Annotated in this window: 17 protein-coding genes; 9 read left to right on the forward strand and 8 right to left on the reverse strand. The window is 67.6% G+C overall.

The window, feature by feature from the left end; translation table 11 throughout:
- The first annotated feature begins 194 nt into the window (after positions 1–194).
- On the forward strand, positions 195–395 hold the full coding sequence (locus AVL48_RS38620) for a hypothetical protein (protein WP_244162509.1): 201 nt from the start codon (positions 195–197) through the stop codon (positions 393–395).
- Here the strand turns inward: AVL48_RS38620 and AVL48_RS27465 are convergent.
- Both AVL48_RS27465 and AVL48_RS27470 read right to left on the reverse strand, forming a co-directional pair.
- The gene (locus AVL48_RS27465; RefSeq protein ID WP_061980049.1) at positions 371–1,006 is read right to left on the reverse strand and encodes an SRPBCC family protein; all 636 of its coding nucleotides are present in this window, start codon (positions 1,004–1,006) and stop codon (positions 371–373) included. The genes AVL48_RS38620 and AVL48_RS27465 overlap by 25 nt on opposite strands.
- A 110-nt stretch (positions 1,007–1,116) precedes the next feature.
- On the reverse strand, positions 1,117–1,776 hold the full coding sequence (locus tag AVL48_RS27470; RefSeq protein ID WP_061980048.1) for a hypothetical protein: 660 nt from the start codon (positions 1,774–1,776) through the stop codon (positions 1,117–1,119).
- A gap of 180 nt (positions 1,777–1,956) precedes the next feature.
- Here AVL48_RS27470 and AVL48_RS27475 point away from each other — a divergent pair, with 180 nt between their 5' ends.
- Positions 1,957–2,262: a DUF6204 family protein gene (locus AVL48_RS27475; protein ID WP_061980047.1), complete on the forward strand. Its 306-nt coding sequence runs from the start codon at positions 1,957–1,959 to the stop codon at positions 2,260–2,262.
- 10 nt (positions 2,263–2,272) lie between these two features.
- Here AVL48_RS27475 and AVL48_RS27480 read toward each other — a convergent pair whose 3' ends face one another.
- Positions 2,273–3,229 (reverse strand): neutral zinc metallopeptidase, encoded by a 957-nt coding sequence (locus AVL48_RS27480; protein ID WP_061980046.1) that lies wholly within the window; start codon positions 3,227–3,229, stop codon positions 2,273–2,275.
- A gap of 160 nt (positions 3,230–3,389) precedes the next feature.
- Here AVL48_RS27480 and AVL48_RS27485 point away from each other — a divergent pair, with 160 nt between their 5' ends.
- Positions 3,390–4,415, forward strand: coding sequence for a polyprenyl synthetase family protein (locus tag AVL48_RS27485; RefSeq protein WP_061980045.1), 1,026 nt, complete (start codon positions 3,390–3,392; stop codon positions 4,413–4,415).
- Between the two features lie 15 nt (positions 4,416–4,430).
- Complete coding sequence (locus tag AVL48_RS27490; RefSeq protein WP_061980044.1) at positions 4,431–5,747, forward strand: sunset domain-containing protein; 1,317 nt, start codon at positions 4,431–4,433, stop codon at positions 5,745–5,747.
- Positions 5,748–5,814: 67 nt separating this feature from the next.
- Here AVL48_RS27490 and AVL48_RS27495 read toward each other — a convergent pair whose 3' ends face one another.
- The 4 genes from AVL48_RS27495 to AVL48_RS27510 all read right to left on the reverse strand — a co-directional run bounded on the left by AVL48_RS27495 (position 5,815) and on the right by AVL48_RS27510 (position 10,289).
- Positions 5,815–6,882, reverse strand: coding sequence for a 2-oxoacid:ferredoxin oxidoreductase subunit beta (locus AVL48_RS27495; protein WP_061980043.1), 1,068 nt, complete (start codon positions 6,880–6,882; stop codon positions 5,815–5,817).
- Positions 6,879–8,786: a 2-oxoacid:acceptor oxidoreductase subunit alpha gene (locus AVL48_RS27500; protein WP_061980042.1), complete on the reverse strand. Its 1,908-nt coding sequence runs from the start codon at positions 8,784–8,786 to the stop codon at positions 6,879–6,881. Before AVL48_RS27500 ends, AVL48_RS27495 begins: the two co-directional genes overlap by 4 nt.
- A gap of 291 nt (positions 8,787–9,077) precedes the next feature.
- Positions 9,078–9,830 carry an enoyl-CoA hydratase gene (locus AVL48_RS27505; protein ID WP_061980041.1) on the reverse strand — a complete coding sequence of 251 codons (753 nt, stop codon included), beginning with the start codon at positions 9,828–9,830 and terminating at the stop codon, positions 9,078–9,080.
- Between the two features lie 12 nt (positions 9,831–9,842).
- Positions 9,843–10,289 (reverse strand): Lrp/AsnC family transcriptional regulator, encoded by a 447-nt coding sequence (locus AVL48_RS27510; protein ID WP_037308316.1) that lies wholly within the window; start codon positions 10,287–10,289, stop codon positions 9,843–9,845.
- Between the two features lie 74 nt (positions 10,290–10,363).
- On the opposite strand from AVL48_RS27510, the gene ddaH reads away from it, so the two are divergent.
- The 3 genes from ddaH to AVL48_RS27525 all read left to right on the forward strand — a co-directional run bounded on the left by ddaH (position 10,364) and on the right by AVL48_RS27525 (position 12,752).
- The gene (gene ddaH / locus AVL48_RS27515; protein ID WP_177242254.1) at positions 10,364–11,206 is read left to right on the forward strand and encodes a dimethylargininase; all 843 of its coding nucleotides are present in this window, start codon (positions 10,364–10,366) and stop codon (positions 11,204–11,206) included.
- A gap of 94 nt (positions 11,207–11,300) precedes the next feature.
- A complete protein-coding gene (locus AVL48_RS27520; RefSeq protein ID WP_061980039.1) occupies positions 11,301–11,957 on the forward strand; it encodes a polysaccharide deacetylase family protein in 657 nt (218 codons plus the stop codon).
- Between the two features lie 117 nt (positions 11,958–12,074).
- A complete protein-coding gene (locus AVL48_RS27525) occupies positions 12,075–12,752 on the forward strand; it encodes a glycoside hydrolase family 75 protein (RefSeq protein WP_061980038.1) in 678 nt (225 codons plus the stop codon).
- A 144-nt stretch (positions 12,753–12,896) separates the two neighbouring features.
- Here the strand turns inward: AVL48_RS27525 and AVL48_RS27530 are convergent, their stop codons facing one another.
- Positions 12,897–13,895, reverse strand: coding sequence for a hypothetical protein (locus AVL48_RS27530; RefSeq protein ID WP_061980037.1), 999 nt, complete (start codon positions 13,893–13,895; stop codon positions 12,897–12,899).
- Between the two features lie 403 nt (positions 13,896–14,298).
- Between AVL48_RS27530 and AVL48_RS27535 the strand changes: the two genes are divergently transcribed.
- Together AVL48_RS27535 and AVL48_RS27540 are read left to right on the forward strand one after the other, a co-directional pair.
- Complete coding sequence (locus AVL48_RS27535; RefSeq protein WP_061980579.1) at positions 14,299–15,615, forward strand: nucleotide sugar dehydrogenase; 1,317 nt, start codon at positions 14,299–14,301, stop codon at positions 15,613–15,615.
- Positions 15,596–16,783 (forward strand): glycosyltransferase family 4 protein, encoded by a 1,188-nt coding sequence (locus AVL48_RS27540; RefSeq protein ID WP_061980036.1) that lies wholly within the window; start codon positions 15,596–15,598, stop codon positions 16,781–16,783. Before AVL48_RS27535 ends, AVL48_RS27540 begins: the two co-directional genes overlap by 20 nt.
- Positions 16,784–16,919: the final 136 nt, after the last annotated feature.

Genomic DNA, 16,919 nt, shown 5'->3' on the forward strand with positions numbered 1-16,919 from the left:
AACAACCTCCCCCACTGACCATGACGAACGCGCCGCGGACGCCGCCCTGGCCGCACTCGTCCCTTTATGTCTCGCCACTCGGGAATCTTGACGCGCGTGGACATGTGCGGCTGGGGATTTCGCCCCAGATTCCTCGGGCTGTCGATCGGCACTTACCGCGCGCTGACCGAGAAGGGCTAACAGACGATCAAGGTGTGCGGGCTGAACCGCGCGCAACTGGCGCGATGGTCTGGACCCTGCTCGACCAGCCGCACGCCGATGTCCTCCACGCGATGCTCCGGCAGGCGGGAATGCCTGGGGCACGCGCCGTTTTCCGGTCGGACGACGACCTCGTCTCCCTGCTTCGCGCCCCGGAACTCGCCGAAGACCTTCAGCTCTCCGGCGGCGCCGTGTAGGCGGCCAAGGTCGCGTCGGCCCGGGTGCGCGCGATGTCCGCGTCGGTCCCGCCGTCGACGTCGGCTTCGTACCAGGCCTCGCTGCTCAGTGTCATGAATCGCGTGCCCTCTTCGCTCACCATCCAGGCCATGGCCGCTTCGGGATCGTTGGCCTCACCGGATTCCAGGTGCAGCGCGAGCCCGTTCAGCATCATGTCCCAGCCGATGCCGACGGCGCCCGGGCCGAACTGGTTCCAGTGTTCGTTCGGGACGGCGGTATGGTCGAGTTCGAACCGGGTGCGCCCGTCGGGCTCGGCGCTCAGCCGGACCTCGATCCAGCTGACGTCGCCGCCGTACTCCCAGGTCGCGGCGAAACTCTTCGGGGGATCGCAGCGTTCGACGGTCCCGCCCGCGTTGCCTTCGAGCTGGTACTTGCCGCCGACCCGCAGTTCGCCGGTGACCGGCAGGAACCAGCGCGGAATGCGTTCGGGGTTGGTGCAGGCGTCCCAGAGGTCGTCCAGATCGGTGTCGTAGACCTGGCCGACGGTGACCGTCAACGCATCACCCGCTTCGACCACACGTTTGCCCACCTTGCGCTGGACGGAGTTGAGCTGGCTGGTCACGTCGACCATGGGAGTCCTCCTCGGCTCGGTCGCGGACACATTATCAGCCCATACTTATATAAGCCAATATGGAAAAGGGCGCCCGGGACGACCCGGACGCCCCTCTCCCGGCGTGATGGTTATGGCGTGGGGGAGCAGGCCGCGCGGCCGACGATCACTTCACCGGTGATGTTCGAGGCAGGGGCGAATTTGATCCGCAGCATGGTCTGCCCGATGCTGCCGTCGCCGGGCAAGGCCTGCTCATTGAAGATCGCCTCGGCGAGCAGGGTCCCGTCGGACTTGGTGATCGGTTTGACGTAGCCGACCGGCACCGGCGACGGCAGCGTGCCGAGACCGGTCGCACCGCCGTAGGACCAGGTGGCGTTCGTGTTGCTCTGGGTCGCTGTGCAGCTGACCGAATAGGACCGGAGCTTGAGCCGCGGCCCGCCCGACGAGACCAGTGCCGACAGCTCGAATTCCTGTCCCTTGGCCTCCGACTTCGTCGTGGTCACGCCGTTCGCCGGGTCGACGACCGTGGTCGTGCAAGTCGTCGTGCCGCCACCGAACGTGATGCCGGTCTTGGACACGGCCCCGGACGAGTTGGCCGTCGGTCCCTCGACCGCGCAGTCGGCCAGCGACGAGATCGCGATCGGCGTCTGTCCGGCCTTGCCGAAAGCGGCGGAGCCGAGCGACGCGACGCCCGCGGGGTTGGACGCTGCGGCAGGTGTCACTCCGACGCCGAGACCTGCCAGCAACAGTGCGCCGACGAGGCCGGCCCGACTTGCGATGGTGATGCGCATCGCTTCCTCTCACGTGTTGGGGAGCGAACCTGGAGCGGCCGTTCTTCCCTTTTGTCATCACTATCTGCGGGTCGGATTCGCCCGTTGCGGGCGTGCCGGTCGTTTCACTCGTCCGTGGATCATGGGCACTCGTTGGATATTCAGATTCGTATTCAGATACAGGTCTGTATATTCGGACGTATGCCGACTTACCGCGTCCTCGTCAACGGCAAGTTCGACCACCCCGACGCCGAGACCCGTGCCCGGCTCCTCGCCGAGTCGGACCAGCACCAGGCGATCGGGTTCACCGAGGACGGCCTGCTCACCTACAGCGCGCACCTCGGCGCCTTCACCTTCCGCATCACGCTTCGCGGCGAAGAGGAACGCGACGTGCTCGACGAGGCCGAGCTGAAGGTCATGGAGCTGCTGGACGCGAAGGGCTACCCGTATCGCGACGTCGCGGGCAAGGCGACCTGCATGGACGACATCAAGATCCGCCGCCGCTGACCCCGGGGCCTCAGGAGACCTCGGCGGGCGGGGCCGCGAAGGTGTTGCACGCCGAAGTGTCCTTGGCCTTCAGGCCGCGCTTCTGCCACAACGCGGCGTTCTTCGCCGAGCCGTGGGTTTCGCTGTCCGTGCCTTCGTAGCCGGCTTGACCGAGCGGGGCGATCAGCCCGGCGGTGATCGAACCGCGGCCGGCGGCGTTGGCGAGGAACAGCGTGCTGAAGCAGTCGGCCTGCAGTTCGAGCCGCCTGCTCAGGTCGAGGATCCTCGGCCGGTCGCCGTCCGCCTCGCGGTAGAGCGTGTCGTGTTTCCGGAGGATTCCTGACTGTTCTTGAACGTGATGTCCGTACTCATGGGCGAGCAGGAACAGCTGACTCAGCAGTTCGGGACCGCCGTCTTCGAGCTGCCTCGGCAACGGGACGAAGATCGTCTTGTCGTCCGAGCAGTAGAAGCCCATGGCCTCCGAGGCGGGTGGCGGCGGGCCGCAGGCGGTGTTCGAGACGTCGTGCAGGTTCACCGCGACCGGGATCCGCGGCTCGCCGACCTGGGTCAGGACCGGATGCCACGCCCGCTCCAGACAAGGGATCAAGGCCAGATAGAACGCGTCCAGCTGCTCCTTCGTGCCGCGGAGCTTGGGCAGTTCGCAGGTCACCTTCGGCATCGCCACGCCGGGAGCGACGAGCGGATTGGCCGCCGTCTCGAGTTTGCGGATCGGCACCTCCTGCCGTGTGGCGGGCGGTGCGGACGACGTGGGCGCCGACGTCGGCGGGACCGCCGGCTGCCGGGTCTGGACGGCGCCCGCCCTCGACTCCTTCACGCCGCCCACCACGAGGCCGGCCACGAGCAGCATCACCGCCATGAAGACGACGAACAGGATCACCGTGATCCACACCGTCGAACGCTGCTCCTGGTGGTCTTCGGCGGGAGGTGCCCACGCCGGTCTTTCGCCGGAATCGTCCGGTGTCGTCATGTCGTATCCCCAGTTCGTGCCAAGAGCGGCAGGATACTCGGCGGGGGTGTCATATTCGTCACCGTTTCCCCTGGACAGCACGTCAACAGGGCCGACGGGGTTGCCACTACGCTGGAAGCAATCCCGAACCGGTGTCAAAGAGAGCGGAGCCGACGTGTCTGTGTCTTCACCTGCCCCAGGTGGTGCCATCGAGGACCTGCGCGCGTCCGTGGGGCTCCAGATCGCCGACGAGCAGCTCCTGCGCACCCTCGCGACCGGGCTCGCCGACGTCGAGACCCTGCTCCGCGACGTTGTCCGCAGTGACGTCAAGGCCGTCGAGGACGCCGCTTCGCACCTGGTCGAAGCGGGAGGCAAACGCTTCCGTCCACTGTTCACGCTGCTGGCTTCACAGTTCGGGCCGAAGCAGGGCGACCAGGTGGTCATCGCCGCCGCGGCCGTCGAACTGGTGCACCTCGCGACGCTGTACCACGACGACGTGATGGACGAGGCGACGATGCGCCGCGGCGCGGAGAGCGTCAACGCCCGCTGGGACAACACCATCGCGATCCTGACCGGCGACTTCCTGTTCGCGCACGCCTCGCGGCTGGTCGCGGACCTCGGCACGGACGCCGCCCGGATCATCGCCGAGACCTTCGGCGAGCTGGTCACCGGCCAGATGCGCGAGACGGTCGGCCCGGCAGACGGTGACGACGCGGTCGAGCACTACCTCACGGTCATCGCGCAGAAGACCGGTTCGCTGATCGCCACCTCCGGCCGCTTCGGCGGGATGATGTCCGGCGCGGCCGACGAGCACATCGACGCGCTTCGCCGCTTCGGCGACATCATCGGGACGGCGTTCCAGATCTCCGACGACGTCATCGACATCGCTTCGCCCTCGGCGGAGCTCGGCAAGGCGCAGGGCACCGACCTGCGCGAAGGCGTCAGGACCCTTCCGATGCTGTACGCGCTGGCCGACCCGGCCACCGACCCGCGTCTGGTCGAGCTGCTGTCCGGCCCGATCTCCGACGACAAGCTCGTCGCCGAGGCCTTGGACCTGCTGCGGGCCTCGTCCGGACTCGAACGCGCACGCGAAACCCTTTCCGACTACGCTCGGCGAGCGCGTGCCGAGCTCGCTGCGCTGCCCGCGTCGCCCGCCCGGGACGCCTGCGAATCGGTCGCCGACTACCTCGTCGCGCGAACGCATTGACAAGGGGCAGGATAGATGTCCATTTTCGGACAGGTTTGGCTGTGGAGTCTGCTGGCGTTCGTCGTCGGGGCGCTGCTCACCTGGCTGGTACTGGTGCTTCCGGCGCGCAAGCGCATCCGTGAGCTGGAAAGCTCGCTGGCCACCGCGCACGCCGAGACGTCACGGGTCCCGGCCGGGGTGAGCGTCGGCGCGGGGGCAGCGGCGACCGCCGGCGGGACCGCGTACTTCACGAAGCCGTCGCACGACGAGCTGGACGAGGAGTTCGCGGCCGCCGAGGAACCGAAGCCCGCCTATCCCGAGACTCTCACCGAGCGTGAGCCCGCGCGACCGTGGACCGAACCGGTCGAGGAGAAGGCACCGGAGCCTGTCGAGGACGTCCAAGAGGACCTCGTCGAGGAGCGGGAGCCCGAGCCCGAGCACACGCCGCTCGCGACGCGGACCTTCGAGCCCGAAAACGAGTACGAGGCGGAGTACCGCACCGCGCCCGAAGAGGAGCCCGAGCCCGCCGAGCGGACGCAGTACATCCCGATGACCCCGGCGGAACCCGAGCCCGAGCCGGAGAACCCGTACGCCGCCGCGGCGACCGAGTACCTCCAGCCCGCGTCGCAGCTGGACGTCGAGCCCGAGCCCGAGCCCCTGCCCGAGCCCGAGCCTCTGCCGACACCGGGCGAGGGACCGTATCGGTCCCGCCTGGAGATGCAGCTGGACCCCGAGGGCACGGAGACGCAGCCCGAGCCGGTCTCGCTGTTCAGTCCGGCGTCGCGCGTGGACACGGAACAGCCGCCCGTCGAGACCAACTGGTTCGAGCGGGAAGAAGAGCTGCAGGATCCGCCCGCGTACGCCTTCGGTTCCGACGAAGAAGCGAAGGCCGGTCTCCTCGACTCCGAGCCCGAGACGCCCGCCGAAGCCACGCAGGTGCTGCCCAAGCGCACCCCGCGGGGCACGGTCCGCGGCGGTTTCGAGCCGCCGCAGCCGATCCAGCCGTCGATGCGGGCCATCGAACGCCGTGAGCCGGACCTGTCCGGCGGGCAGAGCGGCTCGCTGTTCGAACCCACCGTCCAGCCCGGTGACGCGGTGCCCGCCCCGGAACCCCCGCCCGCGCGGCAGGTCGCGCCCGCGGTGGAGTCCGTCCCGCCGGGCCCGTTCGGTCCCGGTTCGGCGATGCCGCGGCCGGGCGGTGGCCGTCCCGCCGACGACTTCGGGGTCAAGGCCAGCGTCACGGCACTGCGGTACTGCACCGAGGATTCGCCCCAGTTCCCGAAGATGGTCGCCGAGGTCTGGTTCCGCACCGCCTCCGACGCCGAGCGCGTGGGGTTCCGTCCCCTCAGCTAGCTATCCGCAATGAAGGGGCCTTTCATCGCGAAATTTGCGATGAAAGGCCCCTTCATTGCATTCCTGGCTAGCTGACGACGGTCCAGGTGTCCTTGCCGCGCAGCAACCCCTGCAGGTCGGGCTTGCGGGCGGCCTGGGCCTCCGCGACCTGGGCGCGCGCCTGGTCGTCGTAGGTGGGCCGCTCGACCTGCCGCAGGATGCCGGTCGGCACGTGGTTCAGGTTCTGGTCGCCGATCCGCGACAGCGCGAACGCGTACGCGGTGTCCTCGATGGTCGGATCGTGCACGACGAGGTTCTCTTCGCCGATGTTCGCGACCTTCCCGACCTCGAGGCCGCCCCAGCCGCTGCGCGTGACGCCGAATTCGCTCTGCGGGCCGAACCTGATCGGCTCACCGGTCCGCAGTGGGATGAGCCTGCTCGCGGCTTCGTCCTTGTCCTTGAGGACCTCGAACGCGCCGTCGTTGAAGATCGGGCAGTTCTGGTAGATCTCCACCAGCGCCGATCCACGGTGCTTCGCGGCGGCCTCCAGCACCTCGGTCAGGCCCTTGCGGTCCGAGTCGAGCGCGCGGCCCACGAACGACGCCTCGGCGCCGATCGCCAGCGAGAGCGGGTTGAACGGGGTGTCGACCGAGCCCATCGGGGTGGACTTGGTGACCATGCCCGGCCCGGACGTCGGCGAGTACTGGCCCTTGGTCAGGCCGTAGATCCGGTTGTTGAACAGCAGGATCTTGATGTTCACGTTGCGCCGCAACGCGTGGATCAGGTGGTTGCCGCCGATGGACAGCGCGTCGCCGTCACCGGTGACGACCCACACCGACAGATCCGGGCGGGCGGTCGCGAGCCCGGTCGCGATCGACGGCGCGCGGCCGTGGATCGAGTGCATGCCGTAGGTGTTCAGGTAGTACGGGAACCGGGAAGAGCAGCCGATACCCGAGATGAACACGATGTTCTCGCGTTTGAGGCCGAGCGTCGGCAGGAAGGACTGCACGGCGTTGAGCACGACGTAGTCGCCACAGCCGGGACACCAGCGGACCTCCTGGTCCGACTTGTAGTCCTTCGCCTTCTGCGGCTCGGTTTCGGTCGGCACGAGGTCCAGGCCGCCGAGGGTGGGAATCCCCAGATCAATCGCGGTCACTTCGCCGCCTCCGTACTGGTGATGATCTCCGTGAACACGCCTTGCAGCTCCTCGGCCTTGAACGCCATCCCGGCGACCTTCGTGTACGACTTCACATCCACGAGGTACTTCGCCCTCAAGAGCATCGACAGCTGGCCGAGATTCATTTCAGGGACGACCACGGTGTCGTACGAACGGAGCACGTCACCGAGATTGCCCGGGAACGGGTTGAGGTGCCGCAGATGCGCCTGCGCGATCGGCATGCCCTCCTTGCGGACCCGGCGGCACGCGGCGCCGATCGGCCCGTAGGAGGAGCCCCAGCCGAGCGCGAGGACGCGGGCCTTGCCGCCGCTCGGGTCGTCGACGACGAGGTCTCCGACGTCGATGCCGTCGATCTTGGCCTGCCGCAGGCGGACCATCTTGTCGTGGTTGTCGGGGTCGTAGGAGATGTGCCCGGTCTTGTCGGCCTTCTCCAGCCCGCCGATGCGGTGCTGCAGACCGGCGGCGCCCGGCACGGCCCAAGCGCGGGCGAGGGTCTCGGGATCGCGGACATACGGCCAGAATTCCCCGGAACCGTCTTCGGCATTCGGCTCGGTGGCGAACTCCACCCGCAGGTCCGGCAGGTTCTCGACGTCCGGGATCAGCCACGGCTCCGAGCCGTTCGCGATCGCGCCGTCCGACAGCAGGAAGACCGGGGTGCGGTACTTCAGCGCGATCCGCGTGGCCTCCAGCGCCGCCTCGAAGCAGTCCGCGGGGGACAGCGGCGCGACGATCGGGACCGGCGATTCGCCGTTGCGGCCGAACATCGCCTGCAGCAGATCGGCCTGTTCGGTCTTGGTCGGCAGCCCGGTGGACGGGCCGCCACGCTGGACGTCGATCACGACCAGCGGCAGTTCCGTCATCACCGCGAGGCCGATGGCTTCGGACTTCAGCGCGACTCCGGGACCGGAGGTCGAGGTGACCCCCAGCGCGCCGCCGTAGGAGGCACCGAGCGCCGCGCCGATACCGGCGATCTCGTCCTCGGCCTGGAAGGTGAGGATGCCGTAGTTCTTGTGCTTGGACAGCTCGTGGAGGATGTCCGACGCCGGGGTGATCGGGTACGTGCCGAGCAGGATCTGCAGGCCGGACTGCTGCCCGGCGGCGACCAGCCCGTAGGCCAGCGCGGTGTTCCCGGTGATCTGGCGGTACGTGCCCTGGTTCAGCTTCGCGGGCGCGACCTCGTACGTGGTGGCGAACGACTCCGTGGTCTCGCCGTAGTTCCAGCCGGCCCGGAAGGCCAGGATGTTGGCCTCGGCGATGTCGGACTTCTTCGCGAACTTCTCGCGCAGGAATCGTTCGGTGCCCTCGGTCGGCCGGTGGTACATCCAGGAGAGCAGTCCGAGCGCGAACATGTTCTTCGCGCGTTCGGCGTCTTTTTTGGACAGTCCGGTCTCTTCGAGCGCACCTCTGGTCAACGTCGACATCGCGACCCGGTGGACTTGATAGGCCGAAAGGGTTTCGTCGTCGAGCGGGTCGTTGTCGTACCCGACCTTGACCAGATTCCGCTTCGTGAACTCGTCGGTGTTGAGGATGATCGTCCCACCCTGCGGGACGTCGGCGAGGTTCGCCTTGAGCGCCGCGGGGTTCATCGCGACCAGGACGTCCGGCCGGTCGCCCGGCGTCAGGATGTCGTAGTCGGCGAAGTGCACCTGAAAGCTCGAGACGCCGGGGATGGTGCCCTGTGGCGCGCGGATCTCCGCGGGGAAGTTCGGCATTGTCGACAGGTCGTTGCCGAAGGCGGCCGCCTCCGAGGTGAACCTGTCGCCGGTCAGCTGCATACCGTCACCGGAGTCACCGGCGAACCGGATGACCACCCGGTCCAGCTTGGCGACCTCGGTCGGCCTCACGGCCGCCAAGGAGCCGTTGCCGTTCGCACTCGTGCTCATAGGTCAGGGATTCCCTCTCTCCCGACGTGCGTCGTTCCCCGGCGTGGCCGGGGATCGGCGTGCCTCGCCCGGCGATGTCGGCCAGGTCACAGATGCCATGTCCCGAGGTTAGTCCTCGGCACACTTCCCAGATTGCCTTAAAAATGGCCTGGACCTACTCCTCGAGTGGCCTGAGCTCGACGCTGAGCGGGGATTATCCGGTTTATCTGTTACCGATGGTAACGGTTAACGATGCGCCCCGATTGTGAGCCGTATCTCCTTCAAGCGTAGTGAAGTCCGCTCGAGGAACGGTCATCGGCCAGTCATGGTGGCCTTGAGCCTGGCGAGCCTTTCGGCGAAAGCGGGCGCGGTGAGCGACGCCAGCTGCGGCTCGATCTCGGCGTCGACGGCTGCCGAATGTCCGGTCAGCGCGGCCGTGTGCCGAAGCGTGCGCTTTGTCGCGAGGAGGACGTCACGTGGAGCTTCGACGGCGGGTTGTGCCAGCTCACGGGCGGCCTCGATCAAATCCCCGTCGACGAGGCGGAGCGCGAGCCCGGTTTCGACAGCGGCTTCGGCGCCGACGACTTCTCCGAAGAGTGTCATGGCGGCCGCCTTCTGCGGGCCGACGAGCCGCTGGATCATCCACGTCATCCCGCCGCCGGGATGGATGCCCAAGTCGAGAAATCTGGCCACGAATTTGGCCCGCGGTCCCACGATGCGGACGTCCGCGGCGAGCGCGAGGTTCAATCCGGCGCCGACGGCGGCGCCGCCGACCGCCGCGATCGTCGGCAGGGAACACCGGGCGACGGAGAGGAAGCCGTCATAGATGGCGCGGAGTCCGTCCTCCCTCGCGCCGGCGAGGGTGTCGAGGTCCGCGCCCGCGCAGAAGGCGGGTGGCGCACCGGTGACGACCAAAGCGTGGACGCTCTCGTCGGCTTCGGCACGCCCGACGGCGTCGGCGAGTTGCGCGGACAGGTCGAGGGTCAGCGCATTGCGGGTCGCGGGCGCGTCGATGGTGAGCACGGCGACGCCGCCGTCGTGGCTGGAGCGGATCTGATCGGTCACGGGTCGAGGGTTTCACGCTTCGGGCGTCGGTGGGCGTTCCAACAACCGGGAAAGGACGACGGTGGAGACCGTCCGGTCGACGATCTCCAGTCCGCGCAACCGCTCCAGCGCGGTCTCCAGGTGGTGGATGTCCGACGCGCGCAGGTGGACGATCGCGTCGGCCGCGCCGGACACGGTGTAGGCGGCGACGACCTCCGGCAACGGCTCCAGCCGGGCCCGGATCCGGGCCGGGGTGATGTTGCCGTTGCACGTGACCTCGACGAACGCCTCCGTTCCCCAGCCGAGCGCCTCGGGGTCGACGACCGCGGTGAAGCCGCGCAGAACGCCGGTTTCGAGCAGTCTGTCCACCCGTCGCTTCACCGCGGGCGCGGAAAGACCGACGACTTTCCCGATGTCGGCGTAGCTGGACCTCGCGTTGGCCATCAGACATGAAACGATTCGCTGGTCGATGGTGTTCACACGCAATGTTTAGCAGGTATACGCGCAGCGAACAGCGATTGATTGCGGAATTAGGTGAGCCTTACCCTTCGTGTATGCCGGTACTAGAGCAGCCCCGTGTGCCCACGACGCGCCGCTACCTCATGTGCCCGCCGCGGTACTTCGCGGTGGATTACGTCATCAACCCCTGGATGGACCCCACCGTCCCGGTCAGCGTCGACACCGCGATGGCGCAATGGACCGAACTCCGTGACACCTACCGACGCTTCGGCCACACCGTCGAGGAGATCGACGCCCAGCCCGGCCTGCCCGACATGGTGTTCGCCGCGAACTCCGGCACCGTCGTCGACGGCCGCGTCCTCGGCTCCCGGTTCCGCGCCCCGCAGCGCACCGCCGAGGCCGAGCACTTCCGCCGCTGGTTCGTCGAGCACGGCTACCGCGACATCACCATGCCCGAGAAGATCAACGAGGCTGAAGGTGACTTCGCCTGGACCGGCAAGGTCCTGCTCGCCGGCACCGGCTTCCGGACCGACCCTGCCGCGCACGCCGAAGCGCAGGAGATCCTCGGCGTCCCCGTCGTCTCGCTGCGGCTGATCGACCCGAGCTACTACCACCTCGACACCGCGCTGTTCGTCCTCGCCGAGGCCACCGACACCACGTCCGCGCAGATCGCCTACTACCCGGAGGCGTTCTCGGCCGGGTCGCGGAAGGTACTGGAGCGGATGTTCCCGGACGCGGTAATCGCGGACCGGGCCGACGCCGAGTGCTTTGGGCTGAACGGGGTTTCGGACGGCCGCAACGTCGTCCTGCCGGTCGAAGCGACCGGCTTGGCCGCGCGGCTCACCGAACGCGGCTACGAGCCGGTTTTCGTGGACATCTCCGAGCTCAGGAAGGCAGGCGGTGGCCCGAAGTGCTGCACCCTGGAGATCCGCAAGTAATCCGTTCGTGGACACCTCGCGGGATCATGTAACTACTCCATTCGCCAACGCGATTAATCGGGAAACTGACTGACTCGGTCCCGAATGAGGCGCGATGGTGATCCTGGCGATTGGCGGCGTGGGCAAGCCCGTACGCGTGCTGGATCCAGGCGAAGACGAATCCTGGGTGACCGTCGACCAGCTCGAACGGGTGCTGGACGCGGTGGCCGGGCGTGAGGACATCGGCCTGACCTTCGACGACGGCAACGCCTCCGACGTCGAGATCGCGCTGCCCCGGCTGGTCGAACGCGAGCTGACGGCGGAGTTCTTCCCGCTGGCCGGCCGCATCGGCCAGCGGGGCTTCGTCGACGCCGACGGTCTTCGTGCGCTGGTCGACGCCGGGATGTCGATCGGCTCGCACGGCTGGGAGCACCGCGACTGGCGGCGGCTCGACGGCAGGCACGCGCGCCGCGAACTCGAAGCGGCGCCGAAACTGCTCGCCGATCTGAGCGGCGAACCCGTGCGGTCGTACGCGCCGCCGTTCGGCGCCTACGACCGACGGGTGCTCAAGCGGCTCCGGTGCTCCGGCGCGACGAGGGTTTACACGACCGAAGGCGGCGCGGCGTCGCGTGACGGCTGGCTGCAGCCGCGGACAGGGATCCGGCACGACGTCGATCAGGAGTGGATCGACGGCGTGCTCGGTGACCGGGACGGCCTGTACCGCCGAGCGGGACGGTTCGTGGCGCGGGTCGCCAGGCTTGCCCGCTTTTGACCGGTTTTCATTGAATAGTGGGAAAACAACACCCTGACAGCCCTTGAGAGCGGTCATTGACGGCGGCATCCTGAGCGTCCTGAGTAAGGAAGTCTTACTAACTAAGGGGTGCATGGCATGCGGAAGTTACTCCTGTTCTCGACGATGGTGCTGGCCGCAGGACTGACCCCCGCGGCGATGGCCGCGGCTTCACCGGCTCCGGTCTCGGTGCAGGCGGGTCCGACCGCGCAGCAGCTGCTCGCGAAGACCACCAGCTGCAAACAGATCTCGAACGGCAAGTACAAGACCGACGACGAAACCGGCCGGACCGTCGCGGTCTGCGACGCGGGAAGCGCCGTGTTCTGGAAGGCCGACATGGACATCGACTGCGACGGGCAGCCGACGCCGCGATGCAACAAGACCACCGACCCGTGGTTCCAGGACGGCACCGCGTACCCGCGCTCCGACGGCAAGGCACTGATCGCCGACCAGACGCCCTACGTCGTCGTGCCGAGCATCAGCAGCACTTGGAACTTCGAGAAGTCCGGCCTCAAGGGCGCCGGCTCGTGCGCGGTGGTCTACAACAACAAGGTGCTCTACACCGTCATCGGTGACACGGGCCCGAACGACATCATCGGCGAGGCGTCCTACGCGACCGCGAAGGCGCTGGGCATCAACCCGGACCCGAAGAACGGCGGCGTCGACTCGGGCGTGACCTACATCTGCTTCAAGAACTCGAAGGTGTCGCCGATCGAGGACCACGGCAAGTCGACTTCGGTGGGAGAGGGCCTGGCGGCCAAGTTCGTCGAGGGCTGACCGGCGGGGACAGCGGCGCGGGGTGGGCGTGGGGCAAGTTGGTCGTGAGTGGCGATTTGGGTTCTAACCCGAATCGTCACTCACGACCACCTGTACCGACCCCCTCACCGCCGCCCCCTCTTCCTCCCCTCCCTGCCCCGCACCTCACTTGCCACACCTCGGGCACGTCGCCGCGCGGCCTCCGGCGGGGTCCCAACCCTCCCGGACGAGGACGGCTCGCACCTCCGCCGCCACTTCGCACGGAGCTGTCCGAACGTCGTTCCATCCGTAGACGAGTCGTGCCCGACCGGCGAGTTCCGCGGCGTTGTCCCGCTTCCGGTCGCGGAAGGCGACGTCCGCCATGGCGTGGGTGGCGCGGCCGTCGAGCCGGACCGTCACCGCGGCGCCGTGCGGATCGTAAGTGACGTCTTCCCACAAAATCTTGCCCTTCACTTCGAAGGGCGTCTGTCTGCTGCCTTGGGGAAGGCCGTGCTCGTCCTCGACCGCTTCCTTGTACTCCACCTCGAGCGCCGACATCAGCCCACCAGCGAGCAGCGCGAGGCCATACCGGATCGCGGGCCGATAGCGGTAAGGCGGCCGGAGGAACACACACTTCTCCATCGCTGCCAAGGAGACCTTGCTTCGGCTGACGAGGTCGACCACGGTGTTGGTCGCCATTTTCGGCGTTCTCTGCGAGGTGGCCAGATCGACGATCGTGTCCGTGAGGCGAGATCTGCGTGGCGTCGTTCCGACCGCGATATGGGGCAGTGCGCGTGATCGGTGCACGATCACCAGCGGCGGGCAGGAAACCGCCGAGAATGTGTACGGAACGGTGATCTCGACCGGCCCCTCGATGATCGGCAGAAGTCCCCATTCTTCGGCGGCCGTGCGATGGCTCAGGATCGCGTGCCCGCCGCCGTACCTCAGCGCGGCATGGATTTTCGCGGACCGGGAGAGTTCGCCGGTGAACGTCGCATAAACGCGCGGTAGCACTCGTTGCCATCTTCCTGCCTCGAGGTTCGCCTCGATGTCGGCTGTGGAGTGGCCGTAGGCGCGAAGTTGACTGGTGTTGACGATTCCCCGCTGTTCCGCCAGAAGGATCGGCCAGCTCGGGCGTTGGACGGCCGGGATCGACTCCTCCGACCAGCGTTTGTGGATGGGCATGCTTCGACGATCACCGCTGAACGGTCACCGTGGAGCACAGCGAGCGAATCTGTGGATAAACGAGGTGCGAGGAGCCCTGCCTGTGGACAACCGCGTGAGGACGGTGGTGCCGATTGGGGCAAGTTGGTCGTGAGTGGCGATTCGGGTTCTAACCCGAATCGCCACTCACGACCAACCGGACCGCCCCCTCACCGCCGCCCCCTCTCCCTCCCCCTTCCCCTTCCCCCCTGAATCGAGACGAAACCCTTACGCGCGCCCTGTAGCGTTTCGCACCCTCCGAACGATGGGTAATTCCCTTGCCGCACAGGCATTCCGCCAAAAGCAGGCGAACCGAGGGCGGCGGTAACGAACCCGGTCCTCCCACCGACCAACGGGCAGCGGAATGCGGCTGGAGGAATTCGTCATGAAGATCAGTGTCTTCGGGCTCGGTTACGTCGGTTGTGTGTCGGCGGCGTGCCTGGCCGGGCGTGGGCACGAGGTCGTCGGGGTCGACGTGAACCCGGTGAAGATCGACCTCATCTCCAGCGGCAAGGCGCCGGTGGTGGAGGAGCGCATCGGTGAGCTGACCGCCGAGGTGGTCGCACAGGGCAAGTTGAGAGCCACCACCGACGTCAGACAGGCGATCGCGGACAGCGAAGTCTCCCTCATCTGCGTCGGTACCCCCTCGGCTCCCAACGGCAGCCTGTCGACGGCGTTCCTGGAGCGCGTCGCCGAGGAAATCGGCGAAGCGCTCAAGGAGAAGACCACCAGGCACACCGTCGTGTTCCGCAGCACCATGCTGCCGGGCACGTGTCTCGATCTGCTCGTCCCGATCCTCGAGAAGTCGTCCGGCCGCACCGCCGGGGTCGACTTCGGGGTCGCGGTCAACCCTGAGTTCCTGCGCGAGGGCAGCAGCGTCAAGGACTTCTACGACCCGCCCAAGACGGTCATCGGCGAGCTCGACGCCGCCAGCGGTGACGTCGTCGCGGCGCTCTACGAAGGGCTTCCCGGCGAGGTCTTCCGTGTCGCGATCCCGGTCGCCGAGATGACGAAGTACGCCGACAACTCCTTCCACGGGCTCAAGATCGGCTTCGCGAACGAACTGGGTTCGATCTGCCGCGCCTTGGGGCTCGATTCACACCAGGTGATCGACGTCTTCCTCGCCGACCGCAAGCTGAACATCAGCCCCGCCTACCTCCGCCCCGGGTTCGCCTTCGGCGGCTCGTGCCTCCCCAAGGATCTCCGCGGTCTCGTCTACGCGGCGCACCGCGCGGACGTCGCCGTCCCGATCCTCTCGCACGTGCTGCCCTCCAACGACGAACATCTCCAGCGTGCCTTCGACCTGGTCGCGCGCACCGGCAAACGCAAGGTCGGGTTGTTCGGCCTGTCCTTCAAACCCGGCACCGACGATCTTCGCGAGAGCCCGCTCGTCGAGCTCGCGGAGCGGCTGCTCGGCAAGGGATACGACCTCCGCATCTACGACGCCAACGTCAGCCTTTCGCGGCTGATGGGCGCGAATCGCGAGTACATCGAGGGCAGGCTGCCGCATCTCGGCCAGTTGCTGGCCGGTTCCGTCGGCGAGGTCGTCGACCACGCCGAGGTCTGCCTCATCGGCTGCACCGACCCGGACGTCCTCGCGGCGCTCCCGGCGGGCGGCGGTCACACCATCATCGATCTCGTCCGCGTACCCGACGCCGACCGGCGCCGGACTGAAGAGGGATATGTCGGTCTTGCCTGGTAAAGCTCTCATCCTCGTCGAGAACCTTTCCGTCCCCTTCGACCGCCGGGTCTGGCAGGAGTGCCAGACGCTGCGCGACGCCGGCTGGGAAGTCCACGTCATCTGTCCGCAAGGGACGAAGCGGGACACCGAGGCCGAAGTCACCATCGACGGCGTCCGCATCCTCCGGTACCCGCTGAAGGCCGCCACCGGTGGCCCGGCCGGATACGTCCAGGAGTACGGCTCCGCGTTGTGGCACACCCTCCGCCTGGCGCGCAAGGTCGGCCGGGTCGACGTCGTCCACGCCTGCAACCCGCCGGACCTGCTGTTCCTGGTCGCGCTGTACCTCAAGCGCCAGGGCGCGAAGTTCATCTTCGACCAGCACGACCTCTGCCCCGAGCTGTACCTTTCGCGCTTCGACCGCGGCGAGGACTTCCTGTACCGCGCTGTCCGCGCGCTGGAGCGCCGCACCTACAAGACGGCCGACGTCGTCATCGCGACCAACGAGAGCTATAAGGACGTCGCCGTGAAGCGCGGCGGCAAGTCGCCGGACGACGTCTTCGTCGTGCGCAGCGCGCCCGTGGTGGAGCGGTTCCACCAGGTCCCGGTCGAGCCGGAGCTGAAGAAGGGCAAGCCGCATCTGCTGGCGTACCTCGGCGTGATGGGCCCGCAGGACGGCGTCGACTACGCCTTGCGCGCGCTCGCTTCGCTGCGTGACGAGATCGGCCGCACGGACTGGCACGCCGTGTTCATCGGCTCCGGTGACGCCTTCGACGCCATGGTCGCGTTGTCCAAGGAACTGAAGCTCGACGACCAGGTCGAGTTCACCGGCCGGATCTCCGACGAGGATCTGCTGCGCTATCTGTCCGCGGCCGACGTCTGCCTTTCGCCGGACCCCTTGAACCCGCTCAACGACGTGTCGACCATGAACAAGATCATGGAGTACATGGCGATGAGCCGCCCGATCGTCTCCTTCGAACTGCGGGAGGCCCGGGTTTCGGCGGGGGAGGCCGCGCTGTACGCGCCGGCGAACGACGAGCCGGAGTTCGCGAAGCAGATCGCGCATCTGCTCGACTCGCCGGAACAGCGGGCCGGGATGGGTGAGCTGGGGCGGGCGCGCGTCGCCGGTCCGCTGTCTTGGGAGAACTCTCAGAAAGCCCTGCTCGCGGCCTACGCGGCCGCCGTCCGTTGATCGGCTTCCGGTCGCGTTTAGAACAAGACTCGGGCGATCCTGTAACCAACGCCGCGATCGAGCCGACGAGGTTGGTGATACGCCATCCGCGGCGGTGCCAGGCACCGATGGGAGATCCCGGCTTTGACTGACGACA

Origin of the sequence: Amycolatopsis regifaucium (assembly GCF_001613935.1) — a bacterium.
Taxonomy (GTDB): domain Bacteria; phylum Actinomycetota; class Actinomycetes; order Mycobacteriales; family Pseudonocardiaceae; genus Amycolatopsis; species Amycolatopsis regifaucium.

Bases quoted from the DNA above. Each gene is read 5' to 3' on its own strand.
- AVL48_RS27520 (WP_061980039.1), top strand. From the start codon at position 11,301: ATGGTGATCCTGGCGATTGGCGGCGTGGGCAAGCCCGTACGCGTGCTG.
- AVL48_RS27530 (WP_061980037.1), bottom strand. From the start codon at position 13,895: ATGCCCATCCACAAACGCTGGTCGGAGGAGTCGATCCCGGCCGTCCAA.
- AVL48_RS27500 (WP_061980042.1), bottom strand. From the start codon at position 8,786: ATGAGCACGAGTGCGAACGGCAACGGCTCCTTGGCGGCCGTGAGGCCG.
- AVL48_RS27480 (WP_061980046.1), bottom strand. From the start codon at position 3,229: ATGACGACACCGGACGATTCCGGCGAAAGACCGGCGTGGGCACCTCCC.
- AVL48_RS27535 (WP_061980579.1), top strand. From the start codon at position 14,299: ATGAAGATCAGTGTCTTCGGGCTCGGTTACGTCGGTTGTGTGTCGGCG.
- AVL48_RS27470 (WP_061980048.1), bottom strand. From the start codon at position 1,776: ATGCGCATCACCATCGCAAGTCGGGCCGGCCTCGTCGGCGCACTGTTG.
- AVL48_RS27465 (WP_061980049.1), bottom strand. From the start codon at position 1,006: ATGGTCGACGTGACCAGCCAGCTCAACTCCGTCCAGCGCAAGGTGGGC.
- ddaH (WP_177242254.1), top strand. From the start codon at position 10,364: ATGCCGGTACTAGAGCAGCCCCGTGTGCCCACGACGCGCCGCTACCTC.
- AVL48_RS27490 (WP_061980044.1), top strand. From the start codon at position 4,431: ATGTCCATTTTCGGACAGGTTTGGCTGTGGAGTCTGCTGGCGTTCGTC.
- AVL48_RS27525 (WP_061980038.1), top strand. From the start codon at position 12,075: ATGCGGAAGTTACTCCTGTTCTCGACGATGGTGCTGGCCGCAGGACTG.
- AVL48_RS27475 (WP_061980047.1), top strand. From the start codon at position 1,957: ATGCCGACTTACCGCGTCCTCGTCAACGGCAAGTTCGACCACCCCGAC.
- AVL48_RS27540 (WP_061980036.1), top strand. From the start codon at position 15,596: ATGTCGGTCTTGCCTGGTAAAGCTCTCATCCTCGTCGAGAACCTTTCC.